Origin of the sequence: Roseibium algicola (assembly GCF_001999245.1) — a bacterium.
GTDB lineage: Bacteria > Pseudomonadota > Alphaproteobacteria > Rhizobiales > Stappiaceae > Roseibium > Roseibium algicola.
This window is the reverse complement of record NZ_CP019630.1, coordinates 3,315,001-3,330,691: the sequence shown is the minus strand read 5'-3', so window position 1 is coordinate 3,330,691 and position 15,691 is coordinate 3,315,001. Positions and strand designations below refer to the sequence as shown.

13 protein-coding genes, 1 tRNA gene and 2 rRNA genes (1 of these 16 cut by a window edge) are annotated in these 15,691 nt (G+C 57.5%); 11 read left to right on the top strand and 5 right to left on the bottom strand.

Annotated elements, in window-relative coordinates:
• Position 1: 1 nt before the first annotated feature.
• Together B0E33_RS15520 and B0E33_RS15515 are read right to left on the bottom strand one after the other, a co-directional pair.
• Complete coding sequence (locus B0E33_RS15520) at positions 2-1,459, bottom strand: NAD-dependent succinate-semialdehyde dehydrogenase (RefSeq protein ID WP_077291688.1); 1,458 nt, start codon at positions 1,457-1,459, stop codon at positions 2-4.
• 630 nt (positions 1,460-2,089) lie between these two features.
• Positions 2,090-3,121, bottom strand: a complete 1,032-nt coding sequence (locus B0E33_RS15515) for a LacI family DNA-binding transcriptional regulator (protein ID WP_023003758.1) — start codon at positions 3,119-3,121, stop codon at positions 2,090-2,092.
• A gap of 579 nt (positions 3,122-3,700) precedes the next feature.
• Between B0E33_RS15515 and B0E33_RS15510 the strand changes: the two genes are divergently transcribed.
• The 11 genes from B0E33_RS15510 (at position 3,701) to B0E33_RS15460 (ending at position 13,241) form a co-directional block, all read left to right on the top strand.
• Positions 3,701-4,993: an amino acid ABC transporter substrate-binding protein gene (locus B0E33_RS15510; protein WP_023003759.1), complete on the top strand. Its 1,293-nt coding sequence runs from the start codon at positions 3,701-3,703 to the stop codon at positions 4,991-4,993.
• 72 nt (positions 4,994-5,065) lie between these two features.
• Entirely contained in the window at positions 5,066-5,809 is a 744-nt protein-coding gene (locus B0E33_RS15505) for an ABC transporter ATP-binding protein (RefSeq protein WP_023003760.1), read from the top strand.
• Positions 5,809-6,537, top strand: a complete 729-nt coding sequence (locus B0E33_RS15500; protein ID WP_055661121.1) for an ABC transporter ATP-binding protein — start codon at positions 5,809-5,811, stop codon at positions 6,535-6,537. Before B0E33_RS15505 ends, B0E33_RS15500 begins: the two co-directional genes overlap by 1 nt.
• Positions 6,538-6,548: 11 nt before the next feature.
• The gene (locus B0E33_RS15495; protein WP_023003762.1) at positions 6,549-7,427 is read left to right on the top strand and encodes a branched-chain amino acid ABC transporter permease; all 879 of its coding nucleotides are present in this window, start codon (positions 6,549-6,551) and stop codon (positions 7,425-7,427) included.
• Positions 7,427-8,464 (top strand): branched-chain amino acid ABC transporter permease, encoded by a 1,038-nt coding sequence (locus tag B0E33_RS15490; protein ID WP_062486895.1) that lies wholly within the window; start codon positions 7,427-7,429, stop codon positions 8,462-8,464. Before B0E33_RS15495 ends, B0E33_RS15490 begins: the two co-directional genes overlap by 1 nt.
• A gap of 17 nt (positions 8,465-8,481) precedes the next feature.
• Positions 8,482-9,276, top strand: coding sequence for a glutathione S-transferase family protein (locus B0E33_RS15485; RefSeq protein WP_062486893.1), 795 nt, complete (start codon positions 8,482-8,484; stop codon positions 9,274-9,276).
• Positions 9,277-9,285: 9 nt separating this feature from the next.
• Positions 9,286-10,212 carry a dioxygenase family protein gene (locus tag B0E33_RS15480; RefSeq protein ID WP_055661117.1) on the top strand — a complete coding sequence of 309 codons (927 nt, stop codon included), beginning with the start codon at positions 9,286-9,288 and terminating at the stop codon, positions 10,210-10,212.
• A complete protein-coding gene (locus B0E33_RS15475) occupies positions 10,209-10,955 on the top strand; it encodes an SDR family NAD(P)-dependent oxidoreductase (protein ID WP_077291687.1) in 747 nt (248 codons plus the stop codon). Before B0E33_RS15480 ends, B0E33_RS15475 begins: the two co-directional genes overlap by 4 nt.
• Positions 10,956-10,958: 3 nt before the next feature.
• Positions 10,959-11,837 (top strand): beta-keto acid cleavage family enzyme, encoded by an 879-nt coding sequence (locus B0E33_RS15470; protein WP_077291686.1) that lies wholly within the window; start codon positions 10,959-10,961, stop codon positions 11,835-11,837.
• 39 nt (positions 11,838-11,876) lie between these two features.
• Positions 11,877-12,881 (top strand): quinone oxidoreductase family protein, encoded by a 1,005-nt coding sequence (locus B0E33_RS15465; protein ID WP_077291685.1) that lies wholly within the window; start codon positions 11,877-11,879, stop codon positions 12,879-12,881.
• A gap of 12 nt (positions 12,882-12,893) precedes the next feature.
• On the top strand, positions 12,894-13,241 hold the full coding sequence (locus tag B0E33_RS15460) for a cupin domain-containing protein (RefSeq protein WP_075284062.1): 348 nt from the start codon (positions 12,894-12,896) through the stop codon (positions 13,239-13,241).
• A gap of 327 nt (positions 13,242-13,568) precedes the next feature.
• On the opposite strand, the gene B0E33_RS15455 is transcribed toward B0E33_RS15460, so the two are convergent.
• From B0E33_RS15455 to B0E33_RS15445, 3 genes are all read right to left on the bottom strand, one after another.
• Positions 13,569-13,645: transfer RNA gene (locus tag B0E33_RS15455), tRNA-Met, on the bottom strand.
• Positions 13,646-13,894: 249 nt separating this feature from the next.
• Positions 13,895-14,009 (bottom strand): 5S ribosomal RNA (gene rrf / locus B0E33_RS15450).
• A gap of 201 nt (positions 14,010-14,210) precedes the next feature.
• A 23S ribosomal RNA gene (locus B0E33_RS15445) occupies positions 14,211-15,691 on the bottom strand; it runs 1,242 nt beyond the window's last position.

Below are 15,691 nucleotides of genomic sequence, written 5' to 3'. Positions count from 1 at the left end.
GTCAATTTCCTTCATCGATTCCGCCAACACACAGGTATTTGGCTTCCAGGTATTCATCCAGGCCGAGGCGGGATCCCTCCCGTCCCAGGCCGGATTGCTTGATGCCGCCGAACGGTGCTTCGGCAGTGGAGATCAGGCCCGTGTTTATGCCGACCATGCCGTACTCGAGACGCTCGCCGACCCGCCAACTGCGCGCGAGGTCGCGTGTAAAGAAGTAGGCTGCGAGCCCGTACTCGCTGTCGTTGGCAAGCGTGATCACTTCTTCTTCCGTGTCGAAACGGAAGACTGGCGCCACAGGCCCGAAGGTCTCTTCACGTGCGATGCGCATCTCATGGTGCACACCTGTCAGAACGGTCGGCTGAAAAAAGGTGCCACCAAGGGAATGATGCGTTCCGCCCAGTTCAATCCTGGCACCATTGGCAATGGCATCCGAGATATGCGCCTGGACCTTGTCTGTGGCTAAAACGTCAATCAGCGGACCAAGGTCCGTATCACCAGCCTGCCCGTCGCCGACCTTCATGGTCCGCATCCGCTTCACCAGGGCGGCAACGAATGCGTCGTGAACACCCGACTGCACATAGATGCGATTGGCGCAAACGCAGGTCTGGCCGCTGTTGCGGAATTTGGCGGCCACAGCCCCTTCGACGGCGGCTTCCACATCGGCATCATCGAAGACGATGAAAGGCGCATTGCCGCCGAGTTCCAGCGAGATCTTCTTGACGGTGTCTGCGCACTGCCGCATCAGCAACTTGCCGACGTCCGTTGAGCCGGTAAAGGACAGCTTGCGCACGAAGGGACTGGAGGTCATCGCTGCGCCAATCCTGCGCGCGTCCCCCGTGATAACCGTGAAGAGACCAGGCGGAACACCTGCACGCTCGGCGAGCGTCGCCAGCGCAAGGGCTGAAAAAGGCGTTTGCTCGGCGGGCTTGACGATGATTGCGCACCCGGCAGCCAATGCCGGTGCAACCTTTCTTGTGATCATCGCATTCGGAAAGTTCCAGGGGGTGATCGCCGCAACCACACCAACAGGCTGCCTGATCACCAGGAGGCGCTTGTCCCGGGACGTCGCAGGTATCGTCTCGCCGTATATGCGGCGCGCTTCCTGGGCAAACCATTCGACATAGGAGGCACCGTAGAGGACTTCCCCTTTCGCCTCTTTCAAAGGCTTGCCCTGTTCCAGGGTGATGATGCGCGCCAGATCGTCAGCATTCTCGACAATCAACGCAAACCAGCGCTGAAGCACCTCGGCCCGTGCCTTCGCAGGCTGTGCGGCCCAATCGGCCTGTGCCTCTCTGGCATGTCTGATGGCCAACTCTGTCTCGGCGCCCCCAAGGTTGGGAACATTGCCGAGGCACGCGCTGGTCGCCGGGTTCGTGACGGTAAGGCCCTCAATACCCGCTTCGTAGTTGCCTTCACCAATACGGACGCTTTCGCAGAGAAGGCTCCTGTCTTTTAACACTGATGCATCTCCCCCTGCTCAGACACCTAATTCAAAAAGTTCATATTGTGGATATATATTCAACAAATCCAATAATCACAATCACATTATGAACTAATTTGTTCAAGGGACGCTTGACTACAGTGTTTTTGGGAAGCCTTGTCGCCGAGAGCAGAAGCTGCGGCTGCCCAACCGCGGCTCGAACCGAGCGTTTGAAAGAAGCAGGACGACCCAGCAACCATCAGCTTGCCGGATCGGTCACTTTCGTAAGTATCTGAAAAGACGAATGAATGAGTGCCACTAGCCGGGCACTGAACGTTTACGCGGCTGTACGGTCCGGCAACGAAGGCGAAAGAACCGAAAGAACATCAACGATCTGGCTCACCGACCACATTCTGAACTCGTCGATCGGGCTCACCAAATGGAAGGAGCCAACAGTGAAATGCGGGCTCAAGCAAACCAGGCTCGCGATCAAGGCACCCCGATCGTCCAAACTGAAGCTGACAGGCGTTGTCACGAGTGTCGTCCCAGGGGAACGATGTGCCTGGTCAGTAGTCTTTTGGGGTGACTGTTCTTCACCCCAGGGCCGGATGACGGCGCACTCGAGGCTGCTGCGCAAAAATCGCCCGGCCAGCAGAGGTCAGGCGCTCTCTAATGGTCGGTTTCTATCCGAAGGACGCTGTTTCGGCATTTCAGGCTGACCGGAAGAACTGTTTCCCTTGGAACCTTGCCGTCACAGCCGTCAATCATCTGAACCAGCAGCCGGGCAGCGGTGGCCCCTGCATCAAACTGTTCTATGCGCACTGTTGTGAGGCCAGGCGGAATGAGATCCAGGAACGGCATGTCGTTGAAGCCGGTGATGGAAATCTTGTCGGGGCACGGATGCCCGTTTCTGGCGCAATAATCCATGGCCCCGAGGGCCAGCCTGTCATTGGCGCACAGAATTGCGGTTGTCTCTGGTGACCGGCTCAATATCTCTTTCGCACAACGGCGGCCTTCCTCCTCCTCGAAACGGCAGGCTTCCTCGATGACAAGTGCATCGGCTGAAAGTCCGTAGTCCCGGGCAACCGAGCAGAACGCTTCACGGCGCAGCAGCCCGGTCGACAAGTCCCGAGGTCCGGCAAGATGCGCAATTCGCCGGTGACCATGATCATGAAGATGATCAAAAATCATGCGGATTCCGGCTTCCTCGTCGTTGATCACATATGGGATCTCGGCTTCTTCGACCTTTCGGTTCAGCGTGACAACCGGAAGACCCTGGCGCGCCGCTTCCACGATATTGGGATCGCTGCGCAACACAGCCGTATGGATTATGCCATCCACGCCGCGCTCCTGAAGCGTCTCCGTTAATCGGCGCTCCCGGTCACTGTCACCATCAGTGTTGACGATGATGGAAGCATAACCCAGCGGCTCCATCACACTTTCGATGCCGCGAACGATCGGCGGGAAAATCATGTTGGTGATATCCGGGATCATCACCCCGACCGTCATCGACTTCTGCTTGCGCAAGCTGAAGGCAATCCGGTTGGGCCGATACCCCAGCCTGTCGGCCGCTTGACGGATCTTCACGACAATTTCTTCGGTCAGCGAACTGCGCTTTTGCGGATCAAGCGCACGGGAAACCGTGGAAACATGAACACCTGTTTCCCGGGCTATATCCTTCAGTGTCGGCCGTCGGCTCATCTTTGCGTCCTCCCACCCTCCATATAGCCGGATGGAGCCCTCTTCGCAATCGATTGCATAAAACTGTTGACACCTCGTTTGTGATCGTGTTACCGATTATGCAATCGATTGCAGAGATTTGGATTTCGCGTTCTGCGACTTGCCTGAAATGGGCACCGCACCGGTACGTGCGGTTCGTTCATTGTGGCGAGGGCAAACCCAAAGCGGGTTGGACGAGCGAAAGATCTGTGCTTCGATTTGGGACTGTCAGCCTTGGGAGAGGCGTCGGCCCAACGCTCTGAAACACGACACGTGTTTCGGGCGCTATCGATGATTTGGGAGGGAGTCAGACTTTTCCTGTCCGGCACATCCGGATCAGAGCGTGACGATTTTCGTCGCGCATATTATTGCGAATATCTGTGCAATCGATTGCACGATTACGTTCGATTGCTGAAATGCATGAGGTGATGTGAATGCCGCCCCGATCTCGAACGTGAGCAAGGGGCACGACGAATGGCTACGGTATGGTGCAAGGGCTTGGGAGGGCTCCACCGCAGATCTACCGAAAAGGATCTGATCTCATCTTCAGGGAGGAAAAAGATGAAACGCATTAATTGGACGGTGGCAGCTCTTGTGTCTGCCAGCATGCTTGCATCTGGCTATACCGGAATGGCTCAGGCGGCTGATCCGCTCAAGATCGGCGCCAGCCTGCCCTTGACCGGTGGTTTTTCGATTGCCGGACAAAAACACCAGCAAGGCTATGAACTGTGTGTCGATCTCATTAACGAGCGCGGCGGCATCATGGGTCGCCAGGTCGAGCTGCTTGTTTCCGATAACAGATCCGACCCGGCAACCGCCATCAACCAGTACGAACGCTTCATCAATGTCGACGGCGTGGAGGCGGTGTACGGAACCTTCTCCTCGCGTCTGTCCTTCCCTGTCGCCAGCATTCTGGCAAAGAACAACATGGTTCACCCGTTGCCGGCCGGTGGCGCCCTGCGCATCTATACGCAGGGTCACAAGAACATCTTCTATTTCCAGCCGAATGCCGCCGAATATGTCGGCGCTTCCCTCGCAGGCATCATCAAGGACCTGATCCCCGAGGGTGAAACGCCCAAGACTGCGGCCGTGATATCCGCGGACGACTTCTTCGCAAACGGTGTCTGGTCCGGTCTGATGGGCGAGAAGGTCATGGACCCGGCGGACGGTTCACTCGTGCGCGACCTCGCACCGGGATACCTTGCTGAAAACAACATCGAAGTCGTCTTTTCCGAGCGTTGGCCTGAAGAAGGTTTCAGCGACTGGCTCAACCTTGCCAATCAGGTGAAACGCTCCGGAGCGGAACTGATCATCGGACTGACAGCTTCCGCGGAAGAGGCGGTCCAGCTGACACGCGCACTCAAGACAGTCCGGGCGGAGCCGAAACTCGTCTATTTCAGCCAGGGAACACAGGCTGAATACCTGGAAGGCACCGGTTCAAGTGCAGAAGGCGTCCTGGTTCACACCTCCTGGCACAAAGATGCGCCGTTTCAGTCGACACTGGCCGGCGAACCGTTTTCCAACAGCGACTTCGTCGCCTCCTATCAGGAAAAATTCGGGGCGGTTCCCGATGAGGACGCTGCCATTCCCTTCGCTGTCTGCCAAGGCATCGAGCAAGCAATTCTCGGTGCCGGTTCAACCGACAATGAAGCCATGGGCAAATGGTTGTCGGAACGCACCAGGGACGAGCCGGTTCGCACGATCCTCGGTCGGTTCAACTGGGATGAACTGGGGCTGCCTGCAGACAAGCCGTTCCTGATGACCCAGTGGAACGATGGCGAACTGCAGTTTGTCTATCCGACGGACGAGTTTGAAGGCGTCAGCGCCCTCACCTACCCGAAGGGTTCGTTCTGACGGATCGAACCGGTCCCGGGCGCGTGGCGCCCGGGTAGCTCTCCTGACATTCCAAGCGCAAAGCGAGTTCCCATGCTCGAAATAGATAACCTGTCCAAGCATTTTGGCGGGATCCGCGCAGTCGACGGCTGTTCGTTCACCGTTCCCAAAGGCAGCATCACGGCCCTGATCGGCCCGAATGGCGCAGGCAAGACCACCGCCTTCAACTGCATAAGCCGGACAACCGAACCCTCGGCCGGCAAGGTTCTTCTTGAGGGCCAACGCATCGAACATCTGCGGCCGCACAAGATCACCCGCATGGGCCTGAGCCGCACGTTCCAGATCAGCCGAAACCTGGCGGACATGACGGTTCTGGAAAACGTCATCTGCCAATCCAGGATCGGCGGCTGGCGGGATCTTTTCAAACCCGCCCTTGGTGCGGAAGAAGTCGAAAAGGCGATGGAAATCCTCGACTTCCTCGGCATTACGCGGATCGCCTACGAGGACGGCTCCAACCTGTCCTACGGCCAGAAGAAACTGATGGATCTGGCAGCGCTCCTGATGAGCGACCCCAAGATCATTCTGCTCGATGAACCTGCTGGCGGGGTTAATCCGACGCTGCTTGAGGAAATCATCGGCCACATACAAAAGCTGAACGAACAGGGCCTGACGGTGCTCATCGTGGAGCACAACATGGACCTCATCATGCGCTTGTCCCACAAGATCGTGGTGATGGCCCAGGGCAAGGTCATTGCTGATGGCAAGCCCGAAGAAGTCCGCGAAAATCCTGCTGTTCTCGACGCCTATCTTGGTGGCGTCCTGGAGGAGGCTGCGTGATGAGCGAACTTCTCCACGTTTCCAATGTGACCGCCGGTTACGGCGACGGCCCGGCAATTCTGGACGGAGCCGAGCTTCGTGTCGAACCCGGCAAGGTCCACTGCATCATCGGTCCGAACGGCGCCGGCAAGTCCACCTTGCTGAAGGCCATCTGCGGCATGCTCAAGGTGCGCAACGGCGACGTTCTCTATAAGGGCGAAAGCCTGAAGGGCCTTCGCCCGGACCAGGTGCTTCGAAAGGGAATTTGTTTCGTTCCCCAGGAGCGCGCGCTGTTCCCGAAAATGACCGTGCGGGAAAACATGCGCATGGGCGGCTTTTCCATGAGCGACAAATCCGGTCTGGAAAAACGCATCGACGAGATCGAGGAGCTCTTCCCGATCCTGAAGGAGCGCCGCGACCAGCACGCAGGCACGATGTCTGGAGGTCAGCAACAGACCCTGGCCATGGCCCGCACCATGATCCTGAAGCCGGACATTGTCATGCTGGATGAACCGTCGCTCGGACTGGCGCCAAAGATCGTCCAGGAAATGTTTTCAATCATGAAGATGATGGCCGCAGAAGGCATCACGATCCTTCTTGTTGAACAGAACGCCTTGATGGGATTGAAGAATTCCGACCAGGGCGTCGTTCTGGATCTGGGACGCACCCTGTTTTCCGGTCCTGCGGACGACGTCCTGCGCGACCCGCGGATACAGGACCTTTATCTCGGCGGCAAGAAGGCAGCCTGAGGAGGGCAACCATGGCTGATATTATTCAAACTCTCATTCTGGGCCTTGCTCTTGGTGGTGTGTTCGCCCTCATGGGATCCGGGCTCAGTCTCGTATTCGGTGTCATGCGCATCGTAAACCTGGCGCATCCGGTGCTGATCATCGCCGGCGCTTACGTCGCCTACTGGGGTTTCCGGCTGTACGGCATCGACCCCTTGATGATGCTGCCCGTGGCGATCGTCATTCTGGCCGCCATAGGTGTGGTGCTTTACAAGCTGGTTTTCGAACGGGAAGCACGCTCGGCCAAATATTCGGAAATGACGGTCCTGCTCACCTTCGCAATCGCGATGGTTGTCGAAGGGGCACTGGGAGGGTTCTTCTCGAACACCCAGCGTGTGACGTCTCCGGATTACGCGACCGATGCGATCTTTATCGGTGATGTCTTCATTCCGACCGGCCAGCTTTATGCGGGCATTCTGTCGCTGATCATCATTTCCGTGCTGGCGCTTTTCCTGAAGTATTCCAGTTTCGGCTACGCCATCCGCGCAACCACCCAGAACCGCGAAGCGGCTGAACTGCTGGGGGTGAATGTCAACCGCGTTGCCCTTGTCAGCTTCGCAATCGGCATTGGTCTCGCCGGGGCTGCTGGCTGCCTTGTCTCCTTCGTCTTCTCGTTCTTTCCGGCAAAACACTGGGAGTGGATCGCGGTCCTCATGTCCCTGGTGGTTCTCGGCGGCATGGGCTCGTTGCTCGGCACGGTCGTCGCATCCTTCCTGTTGAGCGTGATTGCCGCCTTCGTCGGCACCTATGTCGGAGCGACATGGTCGACCATGACCTTCTTTCTCGCCCTGTTTCTCATCCTTCTCGTTCGGCCCCAGGGGCTGTTCGGTGAAAAACCGGAGCTTGCATAATGTCCCTTGCTTTCAACGAGACGTCCAACGTTCTGCAGGCCCGGGCCGAGCACAACGAAAAGCTTGCACGGCGCGCCGACAGGACACGGGCCACCTGGTTTCCGATCGTCCTTCTGGCCCTCTTGCTGGCGGTTCCGGCACTGCAATTTGTCGGCAACTTCAACTATGTGATCCACCTCATCCTGTTCACGGCCTGCTATGCGGTCATGGCATCTGGCTGGAACATTCTTGGCGGTTTCACGGGTTACATCTCGCTGGGACACAACGTCTTCTTCTGCATTGGCGGCTACTTTGCCGGAATGCTGCTGGCACGCTTCGGCATTTCGACGCTTTTGACGGCACCTCTGGCAGGCCTCGTTTGCGCTGCTGTCGGCTATCTGATCGGTCGTATCACGCTCAAAACGCGCGGCCCGAGCTTCATCATTTCCTCGCTGGCGCTGGTGATGATTGCCCGCATCCTGTTTGACAACTGGCACTTTGTCGGTGGGGCCAATGGCGTCGCCCTACCTGCCAACGACCTCAGTGTGGAATGGGCCAAGCTGCCGTACTACTACGCCTTCGTCGTCCTGGCGGCGCTGACCGTCTTCATCAGCTACAAGATCAAGCATTCGAAATTCGGGCTCGGGCTGCGCGCCATTTCGAAGGACGAGATCAAGGCCGAGAGCGCAGGGATCGATACTCGCACCTACAAGACGCTCGCCTTCGCCATCTCGGCAGCCTTTGTCGGCATGGCAGGCGCTATCTGGGGTGAATATCTCACCTACATCCGTCCGAACATCTTCCTGATCATTCTTGTCAGCGTGAACATGGTTCTGATGTGCATTCTCGGCGGCAAGGGCACGATCGCGGGCCCGGTCATCGGCGCAATCCTGATTGTCGCCTTCAACGAGATCTTCGTCGCAACTCTTGGCTCTTCGGAATTCAACATCCTGGCAACCGGCCTGATCATGGCGCTGGCGCTGATATTCTTTCCCCTTGGCATCGTTGGAACCCTGGCAGCGAAACACCGCCTGCCCCGCTTCCTGAACTGGGACTGAGAGAAAGGGCTCAACCGATGGGTTTCGTACTTTACAACGCGCCTCAATCCACCTGCTCGCAGCGTGTGCGCTTCTGCCTTCACGCAAAGGGACAGGCATTTGAAGAAAGAAAGCTGGACCTCTTCAGTGGCGACCAGCTCAAGCCGGATTATCTGGCGATCAACCCCAATGGCGTGGTTCCGACCCTCGTGCATGATGGGGTTCCCGTGACCGACAGCGCCGTCATCATGGAGTATCTGGAAGACATATTGCCGGACACCGCCCCGATGCGGCCGTCTGCTCCTCATGAGTGTGCAAGGATGCGGGCGATGTTGCGCTTCATCGATGAAGTGCCGACACCGGCGATCCGCGTACCATCCTATAATCTTGCCTTCCTGCCGCATTTTCAGGCCATGAGCGCAGAAGAATTTCAGGCACTTTGCGACAGCAAGCCGTTGCGCCGCGAGTTTCTCATGAAAATGGGCCGCACCGGTTTTCCGAAGGCTGACATGGACGAGGCGCAGGGACGCCTGGACCGGGGCGTGGACCGGATGAACCAGTGGCTTCTGGAAGGAGGTGGCCCCTGGATCATGGGACAGACCCTCACCTATGCCGATATCGCCATCATGCCGGTCATTGTGCGCATGGACGACATCAACCTGGGCGATGCCTGGGCAGACAAGCCCATGATCTCGGCATGGCTGGACAACATTCGCAAGGAGCCCGCCTTCAGGGCCACCTATTACCACGGCTCCTTGCTCACCGAAAAATATCCGCACCTGAAAGCAGCCAGGGCCGACCAGGCCTTACATGCGACAGCGGCGTCCGCCTGAGGGAACGTCATGGACAGCTACGTTACGACTACAAGACTGATCAGCAAGGAAGAGGATGTTACCCCTGCCGTTCTGGCGGCCATGGAGGCGACATCGGATCCGCGTTTCAAGGAAATCATCACCTCTCTCGTCCGGCACCTGCATGCCTTCCTGCGGGAGGTTCGCCCGACCGAAGCCGAATATGAAAAAGGCCTGCAGATCCTCAATGCCATAGGCCAGCAGACCGACAACGCTCACAACGAGGCGGTTCTCATCTGCGACGTTCTCGGCGCCTCGACACTGATCGATCTCATCAACAATGACGGCATGCAGGGCGAGACGATGTCAGCCTTGCTTGGCCCCTTCTATCGGGGATCTGCACCTGACTGCGAGTTTGGCGACACCATCGCACGGTCGACCACGTCGGGAGACCCGCTGGTTCTGAAGGGCCGTGTACTGGACGTGAATGGTGAACCCATTGCCGGGGCAACGCTTGATGTTTGGCAGGCATCCCCGGATGGACTTTACGAGAACCAGGACAAGGACCAGGCCGACTTCAATCTGCGTGGCAAATTTGTTTCGGACGAAAACGGCAACTACCTCATCCGCACGGTGAAACCGGCCGGTTATCCGGTCCCCGTTCACACCACCACGGGAGACCTGTTGAGGGCACAGAAACGGACACCCATGCGTCCGGCGCATGTCCATTTCATAGTGTCCGCCCCGGAGCACAAGACACTCATCACCCAGATTTTCGCCGATACGGACGAAGCGATGGTGAACGACGTTGTGTTCGGTGCGAAGGAACAGATCGCGGGTGATCTGGAACTCCGGGAAACACCTTCAGCCGAATATCCCGACGTTGCCGCCCCCTTCTACACCTGCACCTACGACTTCATCCTGAAGCCAGGCGAACCCCGTTTCCCCGAACCGCCGATCAAGGGGAAAGTGTCTTGAGCCAGTCATTGAAAGGGAAAGTCGCCGTTGTCATTGGCGGCTCCGGCGGAATAGGCGCAGCATCTGCCAAACTGTTCGCAGAGGCGGGCGCGCGTGTCGTCGTCGGATATCGCTCCAGCGAAGACAAGGCGCAGGCAGTCGTCACGGCACTCGATGGCGACGGCCATCTTGCGCTGAAAGTCGATGTCATCGACACGCCAAGCATTGAGGCCTTCAAGGAGGAAATCGCGAGCAGACTTGGGCGGGTCGACATTCTCGTGAATTCGGCGGGCACCACGACGCCGGTCGCTCACAAGGATCTGGATGGACTGACGGACGCCATCATCGACGAGGTCTTCGCGTCCAATTTCCGGGGGGTGTTCGCGTCCATTCGCGCCTTTGCTCCCCTGCTCAAGGCGAGCGGCGATGGTGCGATCATCAACGTGTCCTCGATCGCAGCCTTCAAGGGGTTCGGTTCTTCCATCGCCTACTGCGGCGCAAAGGCGGCACTCGATTCGATGACCCATACGCTTGGCCTGGCACTTGGACCGGAAGTCCGGATCCTCTCCGTGTCTCCGGGAATGGTTGCGACGGATTTTGTTCCAGGCAGAACACGGGAACAGGTCGAAAAGGCTGGTGCAGCGACCCCATTGCAAAAGGTTGTCGAAGCCGAGGACGTCGGCAAGGCGATCTTTGCGTCCGTTGCCTACCTCACCCACTCCACAGGCACGCGCATCGTGGTCGATGCCGGGCGGGGGCTTTGAACCATGGCGCATAAAACCATCATCACCTGCGCCGTGACTGGAAACCTGACCACCCGTGACCAGCACCCTGACCTGCCGGCAACGCCTCAGGAGATTGCCGATGCGTGCCTTGAGGCTGCCGAAGCCGGCGCCGCAATTGCCCACATTCACGTGCGGGATCCGGAGACGGCCAAGCCATCGATGGAGATCGGCCTGTATGAAGACGTTGTCAGGCTGATCCGGCAAAAGAACACTGATCTGATCCTCAACCTGACGACCGGTCCAGGCGGCCGCTTCGTCCCCTCCGATCATGATCCTTCGGTCGCCGGCCCGGGAACGACGATCCTGCCTCCAGAAAAACGGGTGGAACATATCGCAAGGATCCGTCCGGATATCTGCACACTGGATTTCAACACCATGAACTCGGGTGCGCAGGTGGTGATCAATACACCTCGGAATGTGCGCGTGATGGCTGAAGTCATCCGCGACTGCGGTGTGAAACCGGAACTGGAACTGTTCGACACCGGCGACATCGTCATGGCCAACGATTTTCTGAAGGCCGGACATATCGAAGGTCCCACCATGTGTTCGCTTGTAACGGGCGTGAAATACGGCCTGCCTTCAACTCCGGATGCCATGTCCATGGCTTCGCGAATGTTGCAGCCGGGCACGGTGTGGACCGGCTTCGGTGTCGGCCGATGGGCTTTTCCGATGCTGGTGCAAGCCTGGCTGCTGGGTGGCCACGTGCGCATTGGCATGGAGGACACCGTCTATATCGGCAAGGGCAAACGGACAAAGGGCAATGGCGAACTGACCGCCAGAGCCCGTGACTTCATAGAGAAACTGGGAGGCGAAATCGCCACTGCAGGCGAAGCCAGGCAAATGCTTGGCCTCCAGCAGTAAGCGCGCCGCAACAAAGTGAAAAGGACGGGGACAAGAGCCATGAACGTTCAAAGCAAGACAGTCACCGGCAAGGCCCTTTGGGTGACGGAGAAGTCGCCGGATCTGGATAATCTTCTGATCGACGTGATCGAACCGGCAATACCACAGCACGGGCCGGGTCAGGTCCTGGTTGAAATCAAGGCAGCTGGTGTAAATCCTTCAGACGTGAAGGCGTCTCTCGGCCATATGCCCCATGCGGTTTGGCCAAGAGTTCCCGGTCGCGATTTTGCAGGCGTTGTAGTTGATGGACCAGCACATCTGATCGGCAAGGAAATCTGGGGAGGAGGCGGAGAACTCGGCATCACTCAAAACGGTTCTCACGCCAAGTATATGGCCTTGCCACAGGCCGCCGTCCGCGAAAAACCGGTCAACTTCAGCATGGAAGAAGCCGGTTCGATCGGCGTTCCCTTCATAACCGCCTTTGAAGGTCTGCGGGAAGCTGGCGGCGTCCAGCCATGGGACAATGTCCTGGTTTGTGGGGCCAACGGCAAGGTTGGACAGGCTGCAATCCAGCTTGCAACGATGGCTGGTGCAACAGTGTTCGGTGTCGAATACAAGCCCATGGAATTTCTTGGCCATAGTGCACAACCCATCGAAATGTTCGACAGCTCTTCTCAGGACGTCGCTGAACTGGTTCGCGAGAAGACCGGGGGGCGGGGCGCTGATATCGTCTTCAACACCGTCGGAAGCCCCTATTTCGAAATGGCCAACAAGACGCTTGCAAAACAGGGGCGTCAGGTCTTCATCTCCACGTTCGACAGGGCGGTAGACTTCGACATCTTCGCGTTTTTTCGCGGGCGCCACAAGTTCATCGGTATCGATACCTTGGCGCTCGACAGTGTGTACGGCGCGAAGATCTTCGACGTGCTCAAGCCGAAGTTCGAGGCCGGTGTTCTGAAGCCCTTCCCGATTAATCCGGAAACTGTCTACGGATTTGACGACGCTGCCAAGGCCTACGCTTCAGTTCTGCGGGCAACGCCTGAGCGGGTTATCCTCAAGCCTTAGAAGGAAACGCACATGCAGGTAACCCGCATTGACAGCGCGCAGCAATATGAGGCGCCGGAACACGACGCGATGGCGTGCCTTCGTCTTCAGGGAAAGGAAGCAACGTCAACGCACTCTATGTGGGTAGGCCTGTCCCATCTTCTTCCTGGAGGCCACACATCTCTCAAGGCGTCCCCACAAGAGAAGATCTATGTGGTCATTTCCGGCCAGGTCACGATCACAAATGGAAATGAAGTGGTGACCCTTGGACCACTGGATTCCTGCGTTCTATCTCCAAATGAACCAAGAGCTCTCGAAAACAGGACAAACCAACCGGCCACCATCCTTCTGGCGATGGAGGAAACAGCCCAAAGTCTCTAGAAGGCCTTTGGGTTAACCGGTCGTGGCTCTTGTTTCAGTGGTCCGTCAGGTTGGTGTCTGTGTGAACAGGCTTTTTGTTTGGGCTCGTCGCCGGATTTGAGAGTTTTCTACCCCGCTGCGTGGGTCTTCCGCCCAGCCCCCGTCATACATAACAAAAGACCCCGGTCAGGATATCTGGCGGGGTTTGATATTGTTTCGGTAGTTTGCTTTGAGCGTTTTTGTGCCGGTGCGTCGGGCATAGCGCTTTTTGTGGGAGCGCTGGTGAGTTTAAAATCAGTATCGGTTAGCAACAAAAAACCCCGCCAGGATATCTGACGGGGTTTTATTTGGTTGCGGGAGCAGGATTTGAACCTGCGACCTTCAGGTTATGAGCCTGACGAGCTACCGGGCTGCTCCATCCCGCGTTGTTTTTTTGTTTGTCCTTGGCGCGCTGGGCGTTTGGTCAAACTGGGTTTGGTGCCTTTTGGGCATACCCTTATGTTTCGGTTTGACCGGAAGACTGCGCTGATATGGGATAAGAGATCCGGAGCGCAGCGGAGGCAAGGCCGAGTGGCCGCCGGCCGGTCAGGCCGCCCGCGCGGAGCGCAGCCCTTTAGGGCGGTGCGCGCGTGAGCGGCAAACAAGTTGAAGATGTTTCAAATTGCGATTGGCAGGCCTGGCGGCGACCTACTCTCCCACACCTTAAGATGCAGTACCATTGGCGCTGGGGAGTTTCACGGCCGAGTTCGGGATGGGATCGGGTGGGGGCTCCCCGCTAGGGCCACCAGGCCGGCGAAGCGCAATTTGCGTGAACTGGTCTATATATTTTTTTGATGTTTTTGTCGGCCTCGCCTGGGACGAAGGTTCCAGGACGTTGGCCGTATGGATCATTTCAAACGCGCTCAAGCAGCCCGAAGGGCGGTAGCGCACTTAAAATGATCTTTTTGATGCGCCAGGGGCGCATCCAAAAGATGAACATTGACTAATGAGAGGATCAAGCCGAACGAGCTATTAGTAAAGCTAAGCTTCATGCGTTGCCGCACTTCCACACGCTTCCTATCGACGTGGTGGTCTTCCACGGCTCTTCAGGGAGAACTGGTTTTGAGGTGGGTTTCCCGCTTAGATGCTTTCAGCGGTTATCCCTTCCGTACATAGCTACCCTGCAATGCGGCTGGCGCCACAACAGGTCCACCAGAGGTACGTCCATCCCGGTCCTCTCGTACTAGGGACAGATCCTCTCAATTCTCCTACACCCACGGCAGATAGGGACCGAACTGTCTCGCGACGTTCTGAACCCAACTCACGTACCACTTTAATTGGCGAACAGCCAAACCCTTGGGACCTGCTCCAGCCCCAGGATGTGATGAGTCGACATCGAGGTGCCAAACAATGCCGTCGATATGGACTCTTGGGCATCATCAGCCTGTTATCCCCGGCGTACCTTTTATCCGTTGAGCGATGGCCCTTCCACGAGGGACCACCGGATCACTATGGCCGTCTTTCGACTCTGCTCGACTTGTCAGTCTCGCAGTCAGGCAGGCTTATGCCATTGCACTCAACGAGCGATTTCCGACCGCTCTGAGCCCACCTTCGCGCGCCTCCGTTACCATTTGGGAGGCGACCGCCCCAGTCAAACTACCCGCCACACACGGTCCCGGATATTGTTGTACCGCGGTTAGATATCCATGACGACAAGGGTGGTATTTCAAGGGTGACTCCACAAGAGCTGGCGCTCCTGCTTCAACGTCTACCACCTATCCTACACATGTCGTGACGAATACCAGTGTGAAGCTGTAGTAAAGGTGCACGGGGTCTTTCCGTCTGACCGCAGGAACCCCGCATCTTCACGGGGAATTCAATTTCACTGAGTCTATGCTGGAGACAGCGGGGAAGTCGTTACGCCATTCGTGCAGGTCGGAACTTACCCGACAAGGAATTTCGCTACCTTAGGACCGTTATAGTTACGGCCGCCGTTTACTGGGGCTTCAATTCGGTGCTTGCACACCTCCTCTTAACCTTCCAGCACCGGGCAGGCGTCAGACCCTATACGTCGCCTTACGGCTTCGCAGAGCCCTGTGTTTTTGATAAACAGTCGCCACCCCCTGGTCTGTGCCACCCCACAACGGTTGCCCGTCGTGAGGTCTCCCTTCTCGCGAACTTACGGGAGCATTTTGCCGAGTTCCTTCAGCATAGTTCTCTCAAGCGCCTTGGTATTCTCTACCAGTCCACCTGTGTCGGTTTCGGGTACGGTTTATACGGTGGAGCTATTTCCTGGAACACCTTCGCTGCACCCCCAATCCAATAAGGAGATACAACACACGGCATCCGTCACTACCACCAAGCTGCAGAATATTAACTGCATTCCCATCGACTACGCCTTTCGGCCTCGCCTTAGGGGCCGGCTAACCCTGCGCCGATTAGCGTTGCGCAGGAACCCTTGGACTTTCGGCGAGCGGGTCTCTCACCCGCTT